Consider the following 20851-nt stretch of genomic DNA (forward strand, 5'->3'; position numbering starts at 1 on the left):
GCCTGCAACCTCTCCCGTGACCGTTCCGCTACATGCGCTGCCCGCCAATTTTCGGGTGCGGGCCCTGCGCTGGGGCGCGGCCTTTTCGCACTGCACCTACTTCGAGCCCAATGACCTGGAATATCCGCACGGCGCATTTGAGCGCCTGCTGGCGGTGGCCGCTGCGGGGAACAGAAGCCCTGATTCGCTGGCTGATTTATCCGGACTGCTGGCGACGGAAACGCCGCGCTTTGGGTTCCTGACCTACGATTTAAAAAACGACATCGAAGCCCTGCAAAGCGCGAACTTCGCGGGGTTTACCTGGCCACGCCTGCATTTTTTCACGCCGGAAACCTGGCTGGTATGGCGGGCCGATACGCTAGAGATTCACGGGCAAACGGATGGGATTTTAGAACAGATTCTGGCACAGCCCGTGCCGCCCGCTGCGGTGCCAGCCGTTCCCGTGCTGCGCCCGCGCCTGCCCAAGGCCGATTACCTGCGGGCCGTGGAAGCCATTCGGGAAGATATTCTCAACGGCGAAGTGTACGAGCTGAACCTCTGCCAGGAGTTCTACGCCGAGAACGTGACGCTGAGCCCCGTGGAGGTTTTCTGGCAGCTCATGCAGGCCTCGCCCGCGCCGTTTGCGGGCTTCGTGCGCTGGCACGAGCATTTCCTGCTCTGCGCCTCGCCCGAGCGGTTTCTATCGCACCACGATGGGCGGTTGGTTTCCCAGCCCATCAAGGGCACCATCCGGCGCGGGGCCACACCGGCGGCCGATGAGCAGCAGCGCCAGACCCTGCTGCACGACGAAAAGGAGCGGGCCGAAAACCTGATGATTGTGGACCTCGTGCGCAACGACCTCGCCCGCGTGGCCCGTACCGGCACCGTGCGCGTGCCCGAGCTCTTCGGCCTCTACCCCTTCCGCCACCTCTGGCAGATGATTTCGACCGTCACCGCCGACCTGCGCCCCGGCATCAGCCTGGCCGAAATCCTCCGCGCCACTTTCCCCATGGGCTCGATGACGGGTGCGCCGAAAATCAGGGCCATGCAGCTCATCGAGCACTACGAAAGCAGTCGGCGCGGCCTCTACAGCGGCAGCATCGGCTACGTGGGAGCCGATGGAAGTTTCGATTTCAACGTTGTTATCCGCTCGCTGCAATACCGGCAGGATACCGGCTACCTCAGTTTCCAGGTCGGTTCCGCCATCACCTACGACTCCGACCCGGAGCGCGAGTATGAAGAGTGTCTGCTAAAAGCCAGGGCTTTACTGGAAGTACTGGGGACGAGTATTGCCTAGGGGCGGGGCTCGTCCCCGCCCGTCGTTAAACGAATCGAATGGGTGTCGTTCAACGACGGGCGGGGACGAGCCCCGCCCCTACGTTGTTCTGCCATTCTGTCATTTTAACCCCAATTAACGTATCTTTGCCCTCCCGCCGAAAAGCGTTTAGAATATGGCCCAACCCCTGCTAACCCTTGATTTTTTAGATAAAACCGCCCCCACCGCCGAGGCTACCCCCAGCGGCGAGGTGCGGGTAACGGCCGCCACCCGCACCGGCCGCCAGCGCAAGCTCTACATCGAAAGCTACGGCTGCCAGATGAACTTCTCGGACTCCGAAATCGTGTCGAGCATCCTGTTCGACGAAGGCTTCGACACCACCGACGACCTTGCCAACGCCGACCTCGTGCTGCTCAATACCTGCTCCATCCGTGAGAAGGCCGAGCAGACCGTGCGAATGCGCCTCAAGCAGATAAACGCCCACAAAAAGCGCAAGCCCGGCATGCTGGTGGGCGTGCTCGGCTGCATGGCCGAGCGCCTGAAAAGCAAGTTTCTGGAAGAAGACAAAATTGTGGACCTCGTAGTCGGCCCCGATGCCTACCGCGACCTACCCGCCCTCATCAGCCAGGTCGATGGCGGGCAACGGGGCGTGAACGTGCTGCTGAGCCGCGAGGAAACCTACGCCGACATCACGCCCGTGCGCCTGAACAGCAACGGTGTGTCGGCCTTCATCAGCATCATGCGCGGCTGCGACAACATGTGCTCGTTCTGCGTGGTGCCCTTCACCCGCGGCCGCGAGCGCAGCCGCGATGCCCACAGCATCATTCAGGAAGCCACCGATTTGGTGGCGGCCGGCTATAAGGAAGTGACCCTGCTGGGCCAGAACGTGGACTCCTACAAGTGGGCTTCGGCCGACGGCACCGAGCACGCCAATTTCGCCCAGCTGCTGGAGCGCGTAGCCCTCATCAGCCCCGAGCTGCGGGTGCGCTTTTCCACCTCGCACCCCAAGGACATCACCGACGAGGTGCTGCACACCATGGCACGCTACGAGAACATCTGCAAGTACATTCACCTGCCGGCCCAGAGCGGCAACTCCCGCGTGCTGGCCCTGATGAACCGCACCTACGACCGCCCCTGGTACGAGGCGCGGGTGAACCGCATCCGCGAAATTCTGGGCGACGACTGCGCCATCTCGACGGATATGATTGCCGGCTTCTGCTCCGAAACCGAGGAGGAGCACGAGGACACCAAGAGCCTGATGCACTTCGTGCAGTATGACATGGCCTACCAATTCTTCTATTCGGAGCGCCCAGGCACACTGGCCGCCCGCAAGCTGGAGGACGATATTCCGCTCGAAACCAAGAAGCGCCGCTTGCAGGAGTTAATTGATATTCAGCAGGTTTACAGTGCCAAGCGCAATGCCCGCTCTGTGGGCCAGGTACATAGAGTCTTGGTTGAGAACTTCTCAAAGCGTTCCAAAGACGACCTGAGCGGCCGCAACAGCCAGAACCAGGTTGTCATTTTTCCGAAAGGCGATTTCAAGAAAGGTGATTACGTGAATGTGCTCGTGCATTCTTCTTCAGCCAGCACTTTATTAGGCGAAGCGGTTTCGTAATCCGTTTTCCGAATGGCTCGAAATAAATACCGCGAGTTAGCACCTGAGTACAAACGGAGGAAGAAGATTCAGCTGCTTAAGGTGGTGGGAAGCTTTTTGCTTCTGTTATCTGTCATTGCTGCTTTTCCAGTTGGGCTTGTTTTCTACTCCTCACTGCGCAGCTATTATTTACGAACCGAAGGCCTAATGACGAAAGGAGTTGTGATTGACGACAAAAACTATTTGGGAAATCGTAATATTCGGGGCAGGTTCACTTATTCCTATGAGTTTGTTGTCGAGTGCAAAAAATATACTGGCAACAGTCTTGACTCAAAATATAAGGTTGGTGATGTAGTCAAAATAAAATATGCGCCTACCTATCCTCGCTTTAACGAAATAGTTAAGTGAATTAAATCCTCGACCTAGTAGACATCCATCGCCTTGACCACACAAGAAATCCAATCCATCAAGCTCCGGTTCGGCATCATCGGCAATGCGCCGACGCTGAACTACGCCATTCAGGTGGCCGCGCAGGTCGCGCCGACTGACATGACGGTGCTCATTACCGGCGAAAGCGGGTCGGGCAAGGAGTCGTTTTCCAAGATTATCCATGCCCTTTCGCCGCGCAAGCATGGGCAGTTTATTGCCATCAACTGCGGCGCGATTCCGGAGGGCACGATTGACTCCGAGCTGTTTGGCCACGAAAAAGGGTCCTTCACCGGCGCCAATGAGGCCCGCAAGGGCTACTTCGAGGTAACCAACGGCGGCACCATTTTCCTGGACGAAATCGGCGAGATGCCGCTCGGCACCCAGGCCCGCCTGCTGCGCGTGCTGGAGAATGGCGAGTTTATTCGGGTAGGTTCCAGCAAGGTGCAGAAAACCGACGTGCGCGTGGTGGCTGCCACCAACGTGAATCTGCTCGACCGTGTGCAGGCCGGCACCTTTCGCGAAGACCTGTACTACCGCCTCAACACGGTGCCGATTACGGTGCCGCCGCTGCGCGAGCGCGGCGACGATATCTACCTGCTGTTCCGCAAGTTTGCTTCGGATGCGGCCGAGCGCTACCGCACCCGGCCCATCACACTGCTACCCGATGCCGTGCCGGTGCTCACGCGCTTCCGCTTCCCCGGCAACATTCGCCAGCTCAAGAACATCGCCGAGCAGATGTCGGTGCTCGAAACCGAGCGCGACATTGATGCCCACCGCCTGGCTCCCTACCTGCCGCAGGAGCAGACCAGCCGACTGCCCATGCTGTTGGGCTCCAGCGCGCCCGATGGGGCGGCCGGCTATTCGGAGCGGGACCTGCTCTACAAAATCCTGTTCGACATGCGCCGCGACATGACGGACCTCAAGAAAATGGTGCTGGAGCTAGCCACCGGTCAGCGCCCCCACGAGGCCCAGGAGTTGCTGCGCCAGAACAGCCACCTCTTCAGCAATAACAATACGGCACCTTCCGGCGCGTTTGACAACCGAGAAGCCGCCGAGTATTTTCTGCCCACCGCCCCTAACCCGTATAAAAACGAGCCGACGACGAGCTACGACGACGAAACTCCGGTGGAGGATATTTCGCACGAAACCGAGGAGGAAACGCTCTCGCTCGACATTAAGGAACGCGAGATGATTCTCAAGGCGTTGAAGAAGCACAACAACAAGCGCAAATACGCCGCCCACGACCTGGGCATCTCGGAACGCACGCTGTACCGCAAACTCAAGCAATATGACCTGGAGCAAGTGTAAAGCCGCTTTTTATTCGGTAGTAGTGCTTTGCGGGCTGCTGGGCCTGAGCGGCTGCGGCGTGTACTCGTTCAACGGCACCAACATCGACCCGGCGGTGCGTACCATTTCCATTGCCACTATTCAGAATAACTCGCCCTCGGGGCCGGCCTTTCTGACGCAACGCTTCACCGAGGATTTGAAGGACTATTTCCAGCGCAACACCAACCTGAAACTCGTGCCCCGCGACGGCGACCTGCAATTCGACGGCAACATTGTGGCCTACGACTTTGCCCCGGCCTCCATTCAGCAGGTCAACGGCGTATCGCAGGCCGGCTCGAACCGGCTCACCATTCAGGTCAAAATGCGCTTCACCAACACCAAGGACGACAAGCAGAGCTTCGAGCAGGTGTTCCAGAATTTCGACGACTACGCGGCCAACCGCAATATTTCGACCATCAACAACGACCCTACCGCCGTGCGCACCACCACGGATAAAATCATTACCGACATTTTCAATAAGTCGGTAGCTAACTGGTAGTCGGCGAAGAAATTGGGTGCTGAAGTAGTGAGGCGGGGGAGAAATTACGTGCTTAATTTTCCGGGAAATATTAATTAGCAGCACCGTAGCAGCCGGGGTATCTGCGTAAATTAGCGTAATGTTGCACCCCCATTTAGTGGGTCCGAATACGCTGATTAACGGTTTTATCCCGAACACCAGTCGTTATTTTTTCACCGCTTTCACTGCCTGTTTCATCCGTGACCCGCGCTACGCTCCTGCACGTTCTCGACCGCCCCACTTCCCTGGGTCCGGCCGAAGTGCGCGAGCTTGAGCAGCTGGCTCAGGCATTTCCCTACTGCCAGACGGCCCACCTGCTGCTGGCCAAAGCCGCCCACGACCAGGGCACCATGCTGGCCAGCCAGCGCCTGCGCCGTGCCGCCACCTACGCCGCCGACCGCAGCCTGCTGCGCCGCCTCATCGAGCTGGTAGAGCCGGAGCCCCTCCCCGCCGTTATTACGGCGCCCGAAGCTGCGGCCGCTATTGAAGCCCCGGCCCCGGCCCCGGCCGCCGAAGCCGCGCCGGTTATCCTCCCGCAGCCGGTAGCATCAGCCGCCGCCGAAATTGCCGCGCCACCGCTGCCAGCAGTGGTAATTGAAGCAATTGAGGTAATACCCGAACCAGTAGCAGCACCCGCGCCACCGCCAGCACCCGTGGCAATTGAAGTGACGCCCGAACCGGTAGCAGCACCCGCACCACCACTGGCAGCCGTTATCCCGGAGGTAATACCCGAACCGGTTGCGACAGCTGCGGAAGCGCAGCCAGCAGTTACAGTTCCAGCCGCTGTCGATGCTGAATACTCGTTAATACTCGCTGCTCCGCTGCCCGCCGCTCCTGCCATTCCGGTAGCTCCGGCAGCTATCATTGAAGTCCTCCCCGCCGTAGTTCCATTTATTGAGCCGGAACCGGTGCCAGTGCCAGTGGTTCCGGAAGTGCCGGTGGTGGCGTTGCCAGCAATACCCGAAAGCCCTTCGCTAGTGGCTAAGCCGGAAGCAGTAATACCGTTGATGGAGGTGATTCCGGTGGAGCCAGCCTTGGTGGATTTACCTCTATTGGTCGACCTGGAAGAAGCTACCATCATGGTAACCACCTTGGCCGAAACAGTAGAAACGCCCGCCGCGCTGCCCACCGAAGCACTCAAATTAGCTGAAGCAGCCGACGAGCTGCCGGCCCAGGCCCCCGCCATTCGGCCACCGGTAGAGGTGGGCGAAGCCCGGTTTGAGTTTGGTTTGGCCGATGCGTCACCGGTCATCGTGCCAACCTATCAGCTACCGGGCCTGGTTGACGAATGGGCTGCCTCGGCCGTTACCCGCAGCCTGGTTAGCCCCGCGGCATCGCCCTTGGCGGCACCAGTTCCGACCGCGCCGGTGTTCACCCCGGCCGCCTTCACCGGCGATGCCATGGTGGGCTATGCTTTCGGGGAAAGCAGCCGCCTGGGACTGTCCATGCAGCTACTCGACTTGCTGATTTCCAAGGCCGAAGCCGCCGAAACCTCCACCGCTGTGGAAGCGGCCGCCCAGCCGCCGGCCGTGCCGCTTCCGCCCACCGGTACCTTCTTCGAGCCCGACCCGCTGCTGCTCGACCACTGGGCCACGCACTGCCCGGTACCGCCCGAGCTGCCCAATAAGGCTGACCTCATCAACAACTTCCTCAAGCGCCAGCCGCGCCTCACGCGGCCCGGCATGCTACCGCCCGCGCCCGGCGGCCAGCCCGACCTGAGCGTGCGCAGCACCCGCGCCGAACCCGACCTGGTTTCCGAAAATCTGGCCCGCATCTTCGTGCGGCAGGGCAAAACGGCCCGGGCCATTGAGATTTATGAAAAGCTCATGGTGAAGCAGCCGGAAAAAATGGCGTACTTTGCAGCCCAGATTCAATCATTGCAACCTTCAGCGTAATTTGCTTTTTCAGCTTTTTTACCCCTCATGTACACTGCTCTAATCATCCTCATTCTCCTGGTGTGTTTCCTGCTGGCCCTCGTGGTACTGGCCCAAAACCCCAAAGGGGGTGGAATTTCCAGCCAGTTTAGCGCCGGCGGCGCGGCCAGCATGATGGGCGTGAAACGCACCGGCGACCTGCTCGAAAAACTCACCTGGGGCTTCGCCATTGGTCTGGTAGTGCTGTCGCTCGGCTCACATATGCTTACCTCCACCGGCGGTGGCACGGTGCGCAGCGTGAACCAGCAGCGCGCCCTCGAAACCAAGCTGCCGGCTCCTACGGCTCCTACGGCTCCTACGGCTCCTACGGCCCCCGCTGCCCCCGACGCTACCGCGCCGGCTACTACCCCCGACGCAACTGCACCGGCTACTGCTCCCGCTGGCACTACCACGCCAGCGCCGGCCAACACGCCTGCTCCGTAGTCGCGGCTCCCGTTCTGAACCTGCAAAAGCCGGTGCTTCTCTAGCGAGAGGCACCGGCTTTTTTGTTGCGCGCAACACTGGGCCGATGCGGTCGTATTGCACGGCGGAACCAGCCATTGGCACCGGCGCATCCGCCACTTCTGCCACATTTCGTTGATAAAATCTGCCCATTTTGTCAGGTTTGTGGCGCTGGCACGGGAAATGAGACAATACCAGACACCTAGTATTTCAACTTAATTCAACCCAAATACACCCAAAATGGCACTTAGCATGAAACCGCTGGCCGACCGCGTAATTGTTCGCGCCGCCGCCGCCGAGGAGAAAACCAAATCCGGCATCATCATCCCCGATACGGCCAAGGAGAAGCCCCAGCGTGGCGAAGTAGTGGCCGTGGGCGAAGGCAAAACCGCTGACAGCGGCACCATCATCAAGCCCCAGGTGAATGTGGGCGACCAGGTGCTGTACGGTAAGTACGCCGGCACCGAAATCACCGTTGACGGTGAGGACCTGCTCATCATGCGCGAGTCGGACATTTTCGCTGTGCTTTAGGCCCGCCGAAAATTTATAACTCATAATTCATAACTCATAATTCTTCCCAACGTGGCTAAGAACATCCAATTCGACACCGAAGGCCGCGCCCGCTTGCAGGCCGGTGTGAACAAACTGGCGAACGCCGTGAAAGTGACCCTCGGCCCCAAAGGCCGTAACGTCATCATCGACAAGAAATTTGGTGCGCCCACCATCACCAAGGACGGTGTGACCGTAGCCAAGGAAATTGAGCTGCGCGACCCGATTGAGAACATGGGCGCTCAGCTCGTGAAAGAAGTAGCGTCGAAAACGGCCGACCAGGCTGGCGACGGCACCACCACGGCTACGGTTTTGGCCCAGGCCATCTACACCGCCGGCTCGAAAAACGTGGCCGCCGGGGCCAACCCGATGGACCTGAAGCGCGGCATCGACAAGGCAGTTATCGCCGTAGTTGCCAACCTGAAGTCGCAGTCGAAGAAAATCGAGAACAACTCGGAAATTGCCCAGGTGGGTACGATTTCGGCCAACAACGATGCGGAAATCGGCAAAATGATTGCCGATGCCATGGACAAAGTTGGTAAGGAAGGCGTTATCACCGTGGAGGAAGCTCGCGGCACCGAAACCGAAGTAAAGACGGTGGAAGGCATGCAGTTTGACCGCGGCTACCTGTCGCCCTACTTCGTGACCAACCCCGAGAAAATGGAGGTTGAGTTCGAGTCGCCCTACGTTCTCATCTACGACAAAAAGGTGAGCACCATGAAGGAGCTGCTGCCCGTGTTGGAGCAGGTTCTGCAGACTGGCAAGCCCTTGGTTATCATCTCCGAAGATGTTGACGGTGAGGCCCTTGCTACGCTCGTAGTAAACAAGCTGCGCGGCTCGCTGAAAATCGCTGCCGTGAAGGCTCCCGGCTTCGGCGACCGCCGCAAGGCCATGCTGGAGGACATTGCTACCCTCACGGGTGGTACCGTTATCAGCGAAGAGCAGGGCTACAAGCTCGAAAACGCCACCCTGGAATACTTGGGCACGGCCGAGAAAATCATCATCGACAAGGACAATACGACCATTGTGAACGGCAAGGGCTCGAAAGAGGCCATCACCAGCCGCATCAGCCAGATTAAGGCCCAGATGGAAACCACGACGTCGGACTACGATAAGGAGAAATTGCAGGAGCGCCTCGCTAAATTGAGCGGCGGCGTGGCAATTCTCTACATCGGTGCCAGCACCGAAGTAGAGATGAAAGAGAAGAAAGACCGGGTTGACGATGCCCTGCACGCTACCCGCGCTGCCGTTGAGGAAGGCGTGGTACCCGGCGGTGGCGTAGCCCTGGTGCGGGCCATTGAGGCCCTGGCCGCAGTGGATACCCACAATGCTGACGAGCGCACCGGCGTGAACATCATCCGCACCGCCCTGGAGGCGCCACTGCGCTGCATCGTGCAGAACGCTGGCGGCGAAGGCTCGGTCATCGTGCAGAAAGTGCGCGAAGGCAGCGGTGACTTCGGCTACAACGCCCGTGAGGACCGTTTCGAGAACCTGGTGGCCGCCGGCATCATCGACCCCACCAAGGTAACCCGTTTGGCCCTCGAAAACGCCGCTTCCATCGCTGGCCTGCTGCTGACGACTGAGGCCGTGATTTCGGACGAGCCCGAGCCCAAGGATGCTGGTCATGGCCACGGCGATGGCGGCATGGGCGGTATGGGTGGCATGGGCGGCATGATGTAATTTTGCATTAGCTCCCAGCTTTTAGCCCTTAGCTATTAGCCTGAAAAGTCCCGCTGGCAGTGCCGGCGGGACTTTTTTATGTAATACTTATCTAACCTCACGGCTTACCCGCTAGCCGTGAGTCTATGACTCACAACGCAAGGGCCACCAGGTATAGGCGCATAATGCTGGCGGTTGCCAAACCAACGGCGAGTTGCAAACTCGCCTTACCCAAGGCCAGCAGTTACGTGCTTCGCGCTAAACTGCGGCCAGCGGCCAGCGGCCAGCGGCCAGCGGCCAGCGGCCAGCGGAACACTACGCGAAAAAGCCTCCGATGCAGCAGCATCGGAGGCTTTTTCAGGAGCTAAAAAAGACGCTGCCTTACGCCTGCACGACGGGCGCGGGGTAGTTGCGGGCGTCCATCATCTTGGCTAGCTTGCCGCTTATAAGGAACAGGATGATGGCGGCGGCAGCGGCCGAAACCACGAACACCATGAAGAAATCGTAGAGGCTGGTGATGTGGTAGCCCAGAATTTGCGGAGCGGGGGCCGTCGATTTGGGGTCGGGGTAGAGGCTGCTCATGTAGCCGGCCAGGTAGTTGGCGGCGGCGTTGGCGAGGAACCACACGGCCATCAGCAGGGAGGCAAATTTGGCGGGGGCCAGCTTGTTTACCAGCGACAGGCCGATGGGCGACAGGCAGAGCTCACCCACGGAGTGCAGGAAATAGAGCGCCACCAGGAAGAACATGCTCACCTTCACACCGGGCTGCAGGTCGTGCACACCGAAGCACATCACGAGGTAGCCGGCGGCCAGGAAGGCCAGGCCAATGGCCATTTTGAGGGGGGACGGCGGCTCGGCGCCGCGACGGCCCAGGGCCGTCCAGACCATGGCCATGAGTGGCGCGCCCACCACCACGAAGATGGCGTTGAGGTTCTGGAAGATACTGGCTGGCAGCGTGAAGCCAAAGATGGTGCGGTTCATCTGCTCATCGGCGAAGAAGGTGAGCGAGGCCGGGGCCTGCTCGAAGGCCGCCCAAAAGAACACCACGAAGAATGACACAATGAAAATCACCATAATGCCCTTGATATCGGCACCACTGAGGGATTTATCGCTGAAAATCATAAAGGCAATGCCGACGACTGCAATGCCCAGCAGTGGGGCAATGACGGATAGCTTATTGGAGTCGAGCCACAGAATGCCCAGAATCAGGGCCAGCAAAACGGGCAGTAGGGCATACACGCCCATGATGCCGCCCGAGGCTACGGGCGTGGTACCCACCTGTTCGCCGGTGGGCGTATGCAGGTACTTGCCTTTGCCCCAGTTGAATACACCCGTGCCCAGCAGCATGGCAATACCGCAGGCAAGGAACGCCCAACGGAAGGCCTCGGGATGGCCCTCTTTGTCGCCTATAAGGCTGGTAATGGTATTGCCCAGAAACGAACCCAGGTTGATGCCCATGTAGAAAATGGTATAAGCAGCATCTTTGCGTTTGTCGGTGGGCGAATACAGCGAGCCTACCATGCTCGAAATATTAGGCTTGAAGAAACCGTTACCCACAATCATCACGCCCAAGCCCAGGTAAAGGAGCCAGTGGCTCAGGACATGGGTGCTTTGCGGCCCATAGTCGGAAGCGGCAGCAAATAGCGTAAACTGCCCCAGTGCCATCATCAGGCCACCCGTGAGGATAGAGCGCCGGTTGCCCCAGTACCGGTCGGCAATGAAGCCGCCGATGAGCGGCGTGAGATATACCAGGCTGGTGTAGCCGCCGTAGAACTTCGACGCGAAGGCCTTGTCCATCATCATGGCCTTGGTGAGGAACAGCACCAGCACAGCACGCATGCCGTAGTAGCTGAACCGCTCCCACATTTCGGTGGCGAAGAGCAGGTACAGGCCGCGCGGGTGGCTCGTGGATTCCGCAGATTGCTCTAGAGGAGCAGGAATGGTTTGCATTGAAAGAAACTAGGGGTGAGAAATAAGAGGAAAGCAGTTGAAAAGCGGCCCGCTGCGCAAGCGCTGCAATACGGGCACGGTAAATCTAGGAAAGTTTCGGCATGTAGCGCGGACTTTTAGTCCGCGGCCCGCACCAGCCATGGGCATATTAGGGCGGGTCGCGGACTAAAAGTCCGCGCTACGGCTTCCCAGCCGAATCACTCCGGTACGCCTTGGCGCGATAAGCCCCCGGCGAGAGCCCGGTTTGCTTGCGGAAGAACCGCGTGAAATAGCCAGGGTCCACAAATTGCAGCTCGTAGGCAATTTCGGCCACCGAGAGCGAGGTATATAATAGGTAATTGTGCGCCCGCCGGATGGTGTGGGCCTGCACAATCTGCTGGGCCGTTTTGCCCTTCACGGCCTGACAGATGCGGTTGAGGTGCACCGGCGTAATTTTCAACTCCTGGGCAAAGTCAGATATTTTCTTCTCGAAGGGGGCCGTGCGCTCAATGGCTTTCTGGAACTCGCGGAAGTAGTGCAGGGCGCGGTTGGGGCTTTCTTCCTGGCCCCGGCGGTGGTGCAGCAGCCGGAATATTTTCACGAACAACAGCTTGAAATAGCCATTCAACGCGAGCTGCTTGCCGGGCAGCTCCGAATTGATTTCCTCGTGAATCTGCTGCTCCAGGGCCGATAAATCGGCGAAGCTGACTTCGGAGTTGAATTCGGATAGAATATGTAGCGCGTTGATTTCGACCAGTACGCCGGGCGTGGCTTGCAAAATGGTATCGAGCAGCGCTTCTGATAAGGTGAGGGTGCGGCCCTTCACCTGCGGGCTGAAGGTGAAGCCGTGCACGGTATTGGCCGGAATGATGACCAGGCAGGGCGTGCGCAGCTCCACCAGCTCGGTGGCCTCGAAGGCGGCGCGGCCGGCTTCGAGAAAAAACAGCTGAAACAGGTTTTCGTGCAGGTGCGGCTTCAGGCCCCAGTCGGTGAAGCGCTGACGGGGCACGATGAGCTGGCTTTGCAGGTAGTCGTGCGAAATCCGGGCCTTATGGTCGCCGTAGATTCCGTTGTAGCGAGCAATTTCGATGGCCATGGACAAAGATGCGAAAGACTGGGACAAAGCAAACCTAAAGATAAGCGTGCGTTGCATTACTCCCACCCTTGTGCGGCCCTGAGCCGTATACTTTCACCAGCGGAACAATTTGGGCCTGATGCAGTTTGATTTGTCCCATTAAAGAAAGGGTTTGTTTCACTGCTCCCAAGCGGCGATATTCTACCTTTGTACCAGAAGTCAAGAGAATTCCCACCCAACACTTTCATAGCCATGCAAGAAGCCTCCACCCTTGCCGCCGACACCCGCAATCGTTTGCAGGCCCTCGGCTTCGAAAAAACCGCCACCGTTCACCTCAATCCCACGCCGGCCGAGCTCATTGAGTACGCCCTGCGCAACGGCGAAGGCCACCTCACCGACACCGGCGCGCTGATGGCCGACACCGGCAAGTTTACCGGCCGCTCGCCCAAAGACCGGTTTGTGGTGAAGGATGCCAACACCGAAAACAGCGTGTGGTGGGGCGATATCAACATCCCTTTCGATACCGATAAGTTCGACCAGCTGCACCAGAAAATGGTGGCTTACCTGGCCGATAAGGAGTTATACGTGCGCGAAGCCTACGCCGGGGCCAACCCCAACTACCAGCTCAAGCTGCGCATCGTGAACGAGCAGGCTTGGCACAACCTGTTCTGCTACAATATGTTTCTGCGCCCCGAAGAAGGTGCGGATACGTCCTGGACGCCCGATTTCAGCATCATCTGTGCCCCCGGCTTTGAGGCCGACCCGGCCGTGGACGGCACCCGCCAGCCCAACTTCGCCATCATCAACTTCACCAAGAAGATGATTCTGATTGGCGGCACGGGCTACGCCGGCGAGATGAAAAAAGGCATTTTTGGGGTGCTGAACTACCTGCTGCCCCACGAGCACGAAACGCTGAGCATGCACTGCTCGGCCAACGTGGGCAAAAAGGGCGACACCGCCATTTTCTTCGGCCTCTCCGGCACCGGCAAAACCACCCTTTCGGCCGACCCCAACCGCGGCCTCATCGGCGACGACGAGCACGGCTGGACGCCCGATGCCGGCATCTTCAACTTTGAAGGCGGCTGCTACGCCAAGGTGATTGACCTGAGCAAGGAGAAAGAGCCCGAGATTTTCGATGCCATCCGCTTCGGCTCCATCGTGGAGAACACGCGCTTCATCCCCGGCACGCACACGGTGGACTATGCCAACAAGTCGGTGACCGAAAACACGCGCACCGCCTACCCCATCAACTTCATCCCCAACGCCATTGAGCCCGGCGTAGCCGATGCGCCGAAGAACATTTTCTTCCTCACGGCCGATGCCTTTGGCGTAATTCCGCCCATCAGCAAGCTCGACAAGAGCCACGCCATGTACTTGTTCATGTCGGGCTACACGGCCAAGGTGGCCGGCACTGAAATGGGCGTTACCGAACCGCAGACGACGTTTTCGGCCTGTTTCGGCGCGGTATTTCTGCCGTTGCATCCCGCCAAATACGCCGAGATGCTGGGCAAAAAGATGGACGAGAACCCCGATATCAATGTGTGGCTCATCAACACGGGCTGGACGGGCGGTAGCTACGGCACCGGCCACCGCATGAAACTGCACTATACCCGCGCCATGATTACGGCGGCTCTCAACGGCCAGCTCGACGAGGTGAAATTCACCAAGCACCCTGTGTTTGGCATGATGGTGCCCGGCGCGGTGCCCGGCGTGCCCACCGAAATTCTGGACCCGCGCAACACCTGGGCCGACAAAGAGGCCTATGACAAAACGGCTTCGGACCTGGCCGAGAAGTTCGTGGTGAACTTTAAGAAATACGCCGAATTTGCCAACGAGGAAATTCTGGCCGGTGCGCCGCGCGTGGCGGTAGAAGCGTAAGCTTCAGAGCAGTTCACTCACCAGAAAGCCCCGTCGGTTGCAGCCGACGGGGCTTTTGCGTTGTACTTGAATCCTCTTATTCTGCCGCCAACCCGGAGCCGTAGCGGCCCGAATGCAACTGCCAATACACTTCGACTCCGTTCTTTGCCCCTATGCATACCTTTTTCGCCCCCGACCTTGCCGGCCCCACCTACACACTCCCCGAAGACGAAAGCAAGCACGCCATCCGCGTGCTGCGCCTGGGCATCGGCGACGAAGTGGAACTACTCGACGGCCGGGGCGGCCTCTATAAGGCGGCCGTGGCCGATGCCAACCCCAAGCGCTGCCAGTTGCGCATCACGCACCACGAAGCGGTAGCGCCCCGCCCCTACTTCACCCACGTAGCCGTGGCCCCCACCAAAAACCTCGACCGCATGGAGTGGTTCGTGGAAAAAGCCGTGGAAATTGGCGTGGAGCGCATCAGCTTCCTGCGCTGCGCCCGCTCCGAGCGCCGCGAGCTGAAGCTGGAGCGGCTGGAGAAAATCGCCATCAGCGCCCTAAAGCAGTCGGGGCAGGCGTGGCTGCCGCAGCTGGATGAGCTGACCGATTTTGGGGCGTTTGTGGCGGGCGTGACGCCAGAAACCACCTTCATCGCGCACCTGGAAGCGGGCGAGCGCATGGCGCTGGCGCAGGTGGTGGGCAACGGGCCGGGCTGCTGCGTACTCATCGGACCGGAGGGCGATTTCACGCCGCAGGAAATTGCGCTGGCGTTGGGGCGCGGAATTCGACCGGTGACACTGGGCAACTCGCGGCTGCGGACGGAAACGGCGGCGCTGGCGGCTGTGTTCACGGCGCAATTGGCAGTGGTGTAGCTTGCCCCCGCCCGCCTTTGAACGGGACCCGATTAAATCGTTCAACGACGGGCGGGGACAAGCCCCGCACCCTACAGTGCCGACATATCCACCTGCGAATCGGCTGCGGCCTGCGCTTCTAAAGCAGCGGCGGCTTTCGCCAGCTTCTTTTTGCGCCAGGGGGCGTCCTGCTCCCAATCGCCGGCCATGATGCAGCCATAGGGCTGGATTTCATCAATGACGGTGGCTAGGTTGAAACCCGTGATTTGCTGCTTCACGTCCTCGGCGTTTTTGTAGGCGCTGGGCAGCTCGGAAATATCGATGCGGTTGAAGAAGAAGCGGGCGTCGATGCCCTGGGTTTCCTCGGCGAAAATCTGCTCGTTGGTCTGGCCGATTTTGCTGAATTTGTGGCGGGTGCGGCTGAGGTTGCGGCCCGCGCCGTGCGGGGCGAAGCCGAGGTTATTGGCGGTGGTGGCACCTTCCACAATGAGGATGGGCTGGGCCATGTTGAGCGGAATAATGCGCGGGCCGGTGATGTCGGGCATAAACTTGGGGTCGAGCGGCGTCGCGCCTTTGGCGTGGTAGAACACGTCGCCATCGCGAAACACGAAGTTGTGCTCGTTCCAGTAGCGCTGCAGCACGGCCGTTCCCAGCTGGGCAGCAATGGCTTCGTGTAGCACCTCGTGGTTGCGCTTGGTCCACTTGCGCACGGTTTGCAGGGCGCGCCAGTAATTTTCGCCCTCCAGGGTATCGCTGGGAATCCAGGCGTTGGCCGGGTGGGTTTCGGGCGAAATCTCACGGCGGAAAAACTCGGCTATTTTCATCCCGTTGCCATACAGCACCGCGCCCACTCCCCGCGAGCCGTGGTGCGTCACGAGCATGGTATCGCCGGTGGCGGCCGACACGCCCACGTAGAGAAAGTGGTTGCCATCGCCCTGCGTGCCGAGGTGCTCGCGAGCCATTTTCAGGCTGCGCTCGGAGTTCAGAAACGGGTTGGCCTGCATCTCGGCCAGAATTTCAGCGGGCAGTGCAAATTGACTTTCCGCCGGCCGGCCGCCCGGGCCGAAGTGCGTGATGCCCTGGGCCACATCGAGCACGATTTTGGGGTCCACTTTGCCGAGGTTGGTTAGCATCACCGAGCAGCAGATATCGGCCGAGTGCATACCGGGGTGAATGGCCCGGTGCGTGGCCACCACACCACCCACCGGAATGGTGCCCAGCGGCCCGGCCGGGCAGGCATCAGGCATAATGGCGCCGGCTACCACCGTGGGCGTGCGCATGAGCAGGTCCATCGACTGCTTCACGTAGTCGATATTCTGCTGCTCCACCACGGTTTCGGCCCGGATATTCTCGTGGAAAGGCACCGGCTGGGCCAGCAGCGGGATTTCCGGCGCGGGCTTCACGGTGTCGAGGTAGGCGTGCAGGGCATCGCCCTCAAAGGCGTGGGCATTGATGTGCTCCAGCGCGTCTTTAAATCATTTGCCGGGCTTGAGGCCCAGGTTTAGCAAGTCGTTTCCCGTTACCATTGGTTGGTGGTTGATGTTGGCCAGCTTGTTGGCCGGCGCTGCAAGAACGCAGACTTTCGCACGGCCAGCGGCCACGGCTGCTCGCGCAGTGTACCCTTAACAATGAGCAGCAGCCTGGCCCTACTGCACCAAAGTTTCGCTACCGACATGGGCCAGTTGCGCCACAAGGTAGCGGGCATGATTTACTTTGCAGGTATCCGGAGCCAGCCTCATTGCGAAATTAGTAACGGCCACGGCCGAACTTTCCCACGCCTCGCTTAATTATAGCGCTCAATAAGCTGCTCCTGTTTATCCGTCGCTATGCTGAAATCCCTGCTGCTATCCGTTGCCATTCTGCTCACCCTCACGGCCGCCGCGCCCGCCCCCAGCTTCCGAATTGCCAAGCTGCACTACGGCGGCGGCGGCGACTGGTACGCCAACAAAACCTCGCTGCCCAACCTCATCAGCTTCTGCAATCAGGCCCTGAAAACCAATATCGCGCCCGACGAAGCAACCGTGGAGCTCGACGCGCCCGAATTGCTCTCCTATCCCTTCATTCACATGACCGGGCACGGCAACGTAAGCTTTACCGCCGTGGAGGCCAAAAACCTGCGCCAGTACCTCATCGGCGGCGGCTTTCTGCACATTGACGACAATTACGGGCTCGATAAATTTATACGGCCCGAGATGAAGAAGGTGTTTCCCGAGCTCGAATTTGTGGAATTGCCCTTCTCGCATCCTATTTATCATCAGAAATACCAGTTTCCCCGGGGCCTGCCCAAGGTGCACGAGCACGATGGCAAGCGGGCCCAAGGTTTCGGGCTGGTGTACAAAGGCCGGCTGGTGTGCTTCTACTCTTATGAGTGCGACCTCGGCAACGGCTGGGAAGACGTGGGCACCTACCCCGAAGACTCGCCCGCCACGCACGATGCCGCCCTGCGCATGGGGGCCAACCTGGTGAGCTACGCCCTGACCCAGGACTGAATAAAAGCCACCGCGCCGCGCTCAATGGCCTACTTTCGCCCAGCTAACGTTGTTCTATTTTATGCCCAACCCTCCGGAAAGCCCGGCTATTCTGCCGCGTCTTCGTCACGAAACCAGACCCTTCCACGATGCAGTGGAGCAAAACCCATTTAACCTGGCCTTGGCGGCAGGCACGGTAACGGCAGCCGATACCGCCCGGTTCCTGGCCAAGATGTACGGCTTTCTGGCACCGTACGAGGCGCAGCTGCACGCCCACGCTACTTTTTTCGGGCCAGCCTGGCAGCTCGACCAGCGCTACCGCGCGCCCCTCATCCTGAAAGATTTGGCTCGACTGGGCCACGATGCCGCGCCGCCGCTCTACCCCGGGCTGCCGCCGCTCGGCACCCGCGCCCAGCTGCTGGGGGCCATGTACGTGCTCGAAGGCTCGACGCTGGGCGGGCAGGTCATTGCGCGGCAGCTCGATAAGGCGGGCATTGCCCCGCACGCCTTTTTCACGGGCCGGGCCGAGCGCACCGGGCCACTCTGGAAAGGCTTCTGCCAGCACCTGACCGAAGCCGCCGAAACCGGCTCCGAAGAGCCAGCGGCCATCGTGGCCTCGGCCGTTCATACGTTCCAAGCACTATCCGCATGGCTGAATCAGCGCTAACCCTTACCGATGAAAGCCTGCTTGGCCAGTCCATCACGCTTAGCAACTGCGACCGGGAGCCCATTCACCTCCCCGGCCTGATTCAGCCCTACGGCTTTTTGCTGTGCCTCGATGAGCAGAGCCGCCGCGTGGTGCAGGCCAGCGCCAACACGCTGGCGCTGCTGGGCATAATTCCCGAAAACATTATCGGGGCCGGCTTAGGCATTTTGCTGGAGCCCGAGCAGCTGGTGGCAGTAGAGCGCCTGTGGGCCACGCTGGGGCCGGAGGCGCGGCTGCTGGGCATTCGCCTGGGGCGGGTGGTAGGCCAGCCGGCCTACAAGCTCATCCTGCATCGCTACGATGGCCTGCTGTGGGTGGAAGGCGAGCCGGTGGCCGATACCACGGTCAGCGCCTTCGACCTGTCGGCGCTCAACATGAGCCTGGGCAGCCTGCTCGCGGCCGAAACCGTGCTCGACTGCTGCCAGCTAACGGCCGAGCAGGTGCGGGCCATCACCGGGTTCGACCGGGTGGCCATCTACCGTTTCGCGCCCGACGACAGCGGCGAAGTAATTGCCGAGGCCGTGCGCGAAGACCTGCCCCCCTGGCTGGGCATGCACTACCCGGCCACCGACATTCCGAAGCAGGCGCGGGCCATGTACCTCAAAAACTGGCTCCGCTTCATCCCCGATGCCCGGTACCAGCCGGTGCCGCTGGTGCCCGCCGTGGCACCCGGGGCCAGCCGCCCGCCCGACATGACGTATTCGGTGCTGCGCAGCGTGTCGCCCATTCACCTCGAATACCTGCATAACCTGGGCTCGGAGGCGACCATGACCATTTCGCTCATTCAGGAAGGGCAGCTGTGGGGCATGATAACCTGCCACCACCAAACCCCGCGCCTGGTGAGCTACGAGCTGCGCGACCTGTGCCAGTTTCTGGGCAAAGCGGTGTCAGCGCTACTCAAAAGCAAGGAGCAGCAGGACGAGCAGGCCTACCGCCTGCGCATGCGCGAGGCCCAGGTGCGGCTGTTCGATTTGGTGAGCACGCAGGTGAATTTTCTGGATGGCCTGCACCGCTTCACCCCCAGCCTGCTGGATGTGCTGGACTGCGGCGGCGCGGCCATTTGCTTCGCTGGTGAAATCATTACCCTCGGCCACACGCCCACGCCCGCCCAGATTACGGAGCTGGTGGAATGGCTGCGCACCCACAACCCGCACGATATTTTCGTGACCGATTCCTACGCACGGCTGAACCCGGCCGGTAAGGTCATCCGGAGCACGGCCAGCGGCATTCTGGCCGTGGCGCTGGCCCGCGAGGCGGGGGAGTACATCTTCTGGTTTCGGCCCGAGCAGCTGCAAACCGTGACCTGGGCCGGCCGCCACGAAAAAAACCAGACCATCGTGGATGGGCAGATTTTCCTCTCGCCCCGGCAGTCGTTTGAGGCCTGGAAGCAAACCGTGGAGGAAACGTCGGCCCCGTGGCGGCCCCTGGAAATTGAGGCGGCCAAAGAAATTCGCCTGCATATTTCCGACATCCGGCTAAAAATATTTAACGAGCTGCAAGCCAAGGCCATCAGCCTGGCCCGCCTCAACGCCGAGCTGGAGCGCAGCAACGACGAGCTGGACTCGTTTGCCTACGTGGCCTCGCACGACCTCAAGGAACCGTTGCGCGGCATTCATAACTACTCGCTGTTTTTGCTGGAAGACTACGCCGACAAGCTTGATAATGAGGGCGTGAGCAAGCTCCAGACCCTGGTGCGCCTCAGCCAGCGCATGGAGGCGCTGATTGAGGCGCTGCTGCAGCTCTCGCGTGTGAGCCGGGTTGAAATGGCAGTGGAGGCCGTGAACCTGAACAATGCCCTGGCCGACATTATCGACCTGCTGCACCCCCGCCTGGAGCAAACCTGCACCACGGTGACGGTGCCCGTTTCCCTACCCACCGTGCGCGGCAACCGCACCTCGCTGCACGAGGTATTCAACAACTTGCTGACCAACGCCCTGCGCTACAATAACCACCCCGATAAGCACGTTATCATTGGCGTGGCCCCGCCCGCAATTCGCGGCCCCAAAGGCACCGGTGACCCGGCCGGTTTTACCGTTATTTACGTACACGATAACGGCATCGGCATCGACCCGAAGCACCACGACAATATTTTCAAAATATTCAAGCGCCTGCACGCGCAGGACAAGTACGGTGGAGGGACCGGCGCGGGCCTGGCCATTGCCCGGAAGATGGTGGAAAAACACGGCGGCGAGTTATGGGTTGATTCCACACTCGGCCATGGTGCCACCTTTTATTTTTCGCTGGCCAACAACCTGTAAATC

17 protein-coding genes are annotated in these 20851 nt (G+C 60.1%); 14 read left to right on the forward strand and 3 right to left on the reverse strand.

The genetic code is table 11. The features are described from left to right. The first annotated feature begins 16 nt into the window (after window positions 1-16). The 9 genes from KQ661_RS14350 to groL all read left to right on the forward strand — a co-directional run bounded on the left by KQ661_RS14350 (window position 17) and on the right by groL (window position 9725). Window positions 17-1276, forward strand: a complete 1260-nt coding sequence (locus KQ661_RS14350; protein ID WP_317196116.1) for an anthranilate synthase component I family protein — start codon at window positions 17-19, stop codon at window positions 1274-1276. A 154-nt stretch (window positions 1277-1430) separates the two neighbouring features. Further along, window positions 1431-2870 carry a tRNA (N6-isopentenyl adenosine(37)-C2)-methylthiotransferase MiaB gene (gene miaB / locus KQ661_RS14355; protein ID WP_216727330.1) on the forward strand — a complete coding sequence of 480 codons (1440 nt, stop codon included), beginning with the start codon at window positions 1431-1433 and terminating at the stop codon, window positions 2868-2870. A 12-nt stretch (window positions 2871-2882) separates the two neighbouring features. Beyond that, entirely contained in the window at window positions 2883-3257 is a 375-nt protein-coding gene (locus tag KQ661_RS14360) for a hypothetical protein (RefSeq protein WP_216688978.1), read from the forward strand. A gap of 33 nt (window positions 3258-3290) precedes the next feature. Then, window positions 3291-4586 carry a sigma-54 interaction domain-containing protein gene (locus KQ661_RS14365; RefSeq protein ID WP_216688979.1) on the forward strand — a complete coding sequence of 432 codons (1296 nt, stop codon included), beginning with the start codon at window positions 3291-3293 and terminating at the stop codon, window positions 4584-4586. A gap of 22 nt (window positions 4587-4608) precedes the next feature. Then, window positions 4609-5103 carry an LptE family protein gene (locus KQ661_RS14370; RefSeq protein WP_226915576.1) on the forward strand — a complete coding sequence of 165 codons (495 nt, stop codon included), beginning with the start codon at window positions 4609-4611 and terminating at the stop codon, window positions 5101-5103. 218 nt (window positions 5104-5321) lie between these two features. Then, a complete protein-coding gene (locus KQ661_RS14375) occupies window positions 5322-7016 on the forward strand; it encodes a hypothetical protein (RefSeq protein ID WP_216727331.1) in 1695 nt (564 codons plus the stop codon). A 27-nt stretch (window positions 7017-7043) separates the two neighbouring features. Further along, window positions 7044-7478: a preprotein translocase subunit SecG gene (gene secG / locus KQ661_RS14380; protein ID WP_216726272.1), complete on the forward strand. Its 435-nt coding sequence runs from the start codon at window positions 7044-7046 to the stop codon at window positions 7476-7478. Window positions 7479-7736: 258 nt separating this feature from the next. Further along, window positions 7737-8027, forward strand: coding sequence for a co-chaperone GroES (gene groES / locus KQ661_RS14385; RefSeq protein WP_216688982.1), 291 nt, complete (start codon window positions 7737-7739; stop codon window positions 8025-8027). 51 nt (window positions 8028-8078) lie between these two features. Further along, window positions 8079-9725, forward strand: a complete 1647-nt coding sequence (gene groL / locus KQ661_RS14390) for a chaperonin GroEL (RefSeq protein ID WP_216688983.1) — start codon at window positions 8079-8081, stop codon at window positions 9723-9725. Between the two features lie 360 nt (window positions 9726-10085). Here groL and KQ661_RS14395 read toward each other — a convergent pair whose 3' ends face one another. Beyond that, the gene (locus KQ661_RS14395; RefSeq protein ID WP_216688984.1) at window positions 10086-11654 is read right to left on the reverse strand and encodes a peptide MFS transporter; all 1569 of its coding nucleotides are present in this window, start codon (window positions 11652-11654) and stop codon (window positions 10086-10088) included. Window positions 11655-11832: 178 nt separating this feature from the next. Further along, window positions 11833-12729 (reverse strand): helix-turn-helix domain-containing protein, encoded by an 897-nt coding sequence (locus KQ661_RS14400; RefSeq protein ID WP_216688985.1) that lies wholly within the window; start codon window positions 12727-12729, stop codon window positions 11833-11835. A gap of 231 nt (window positions 12730-12960) precedes the next feature. On the opposite strand from KQ661_RS14400, the gene pckA reads away from it, so the two are divergent. Next, window positions 12961-14586: a phosphoenolpyruvate carboxykinase (ATP) gene (gene pckA, locus KQ661_RS14405; protein WP_216688986.1), complete on the forward strand. Its 1626-nt coding sequence runs from the start codon at window positions 12961-12963 to the stop codon at window positions 14584-14586. 152 nt (window positions 14587-14738) lie between these two features. Beyond that, window positions 14739-15437, forward strand: a complete 699-nt coding sequence (locus KQ661_RS14410; RefSeq protein WP_216688987.1) for a 16S rRNA (uracil(1498)-N(3))-methyltransferase — start codon at window positions 14739-14741, stop codon at window positions 15435-15437. A 71-nt stretch (window positions 15438-15508) separates the two neighbouring features. On the opposite strand, the gene KQ661_RS22230 is transcribed toward KQ661_RS14410, so the two are convergent. Then, complete coding sequence (locus KQ661_RS22230) at window positions 15509-16819, reverse strand: RtcB family protein (RefSeq protein ID WP_317196117.1); 1311 nt, start codon at window positions 16817-16819, stop codon at window positions 15509-15511. A 423-nt stretch (window positions 16820-17242) separates the two neighbouring features. Between KQ661_RS22230 and KQ661_RS14420 the strand changes: the two genes are divergently transcribed. The 3 genes from KQ661_RS14420 (at window position 17243) to KQ661_RS14430 (ending at window position 20848) form a co-directional block, all read left to right on the forward strand. Next, window positions 17243-17905 (forward strand): DUF4159 domain-containing protein, encoded by a 663-nt coding sequence (locus KQ661_RS14420; protein WP_216688989.1) that lies wholly within the window; start codon window positions 17243-17245, stop codon window positions 17903-17905. A 61-nt stretch (window positions 17906-17966) separates the two neighbouring features. After that, a complete protein-coding gene (locus KQ661_RS14425; protein WP_216688990.1) occupies window positions 17967-18551 on the forward strand; it encodes a biliverdin-producing heme oxygenase in 585 nt (194 codons plus the stop codon). Next, a complete protein-coding gene (locus tag KQ661_RS14430; protein ID WP_216727332.1) occupies window positions 18533-20848 on the forward strand; it encodes an ATP-binding protein in 2316 nt (771 codons plus the stop codon). Before KQ661_RS14425 ends, KQ661_RS14430 begins: the two co-directional genes overlap by 19 nt. Window positions 20849-20851: the final 3 nt, after the last annotated feature.

Origin of the sequence: Hymenobacter siberiensis (assembly GCF_018967845.1) — a bacterium.
GTDB lineage: Bacteria > Bacteroidota > Bacteroidia > Cytophagales > Hymenobacteraceae > Hymenobacter > Hymenobacter siberiensis.

Bases quoted from the DNA above. Each gene is read 5' to 3' on its own strand.
- KQ661_RS14420 (WP_216688989.1), top strand. From the start codon at position 17,243: ATGCTGAAATCCCTGCTGCTATCCGTTGCCATTCTGCTCACCCTCACG.
- KQ661_RS14400 (WP_216688985.1), bottom strand. From the start codon at position 12,729: ATGGCCATCGAAATTGCTCGCTACAACGGAATCTACGGCGACCATAAG.
- miaB (WP_216727330.1), top strand. From the start codon at position 1,431: ATGGCCCAACCCCTGCTAACCCTTGATTTTTTAGATAAAACCGCCCCC.
- KQ661_RS14360 (WP_216688978.1), top strand. From the start codon at position 2,883: ATGGCTCGAAATAAATACCGCGAGTTAGCACCTGAGTACAAACGGAGG.
- KQ661_RS14425 (WP_216688990.1), top strand. From the start codon at position 17,967: ATGCCCAACCCTCCGGAAAGCCCGGCTATTCTGCCGCGTCTTCGTCAC.
- groES (WP_216688982.1), top strand. From the start codon at position 7,737: ATGGCACTTAGCATGAAACCGCTGGCCGACCGCGTAATTGTTCGCGCC.
- KQ661_RS14395 (WP_216688984.1), bottom strand. From the start codon at position 11,654: ATGCAAACCATTCCTGCTCCTCTAGAGCAATCTGCGGAATCCACGAGC.
- KQ661_RS14430 (WP_216727332.1), top strand. From the start codon at position 18,533: ATGGCTGAATCAGCGCTAACCCTTACCGATGAAAGCCTGCTTGGCCAG.
- secG (WP_216726272.1), top strand. From the start codon at position 7,044: ATGTACACTGCTCTAATCATCCTCATTCTCCTGGTGTGTTTCCTGCTG.
- pckA (WP_216688986.1), top strand. From the start codon at position 12,961: ATGCAAGAAGCCTCCACCCTTGCCGCCGACACCCGCAATCGTTTGCAG.
- KQ661_RS14410 (WP_216688987.1), top strand. From the start codon at position 14,739: ATGCATACCTTTTTCGCCCCCGACCTTGCCGGCCCCACCTACACACTC.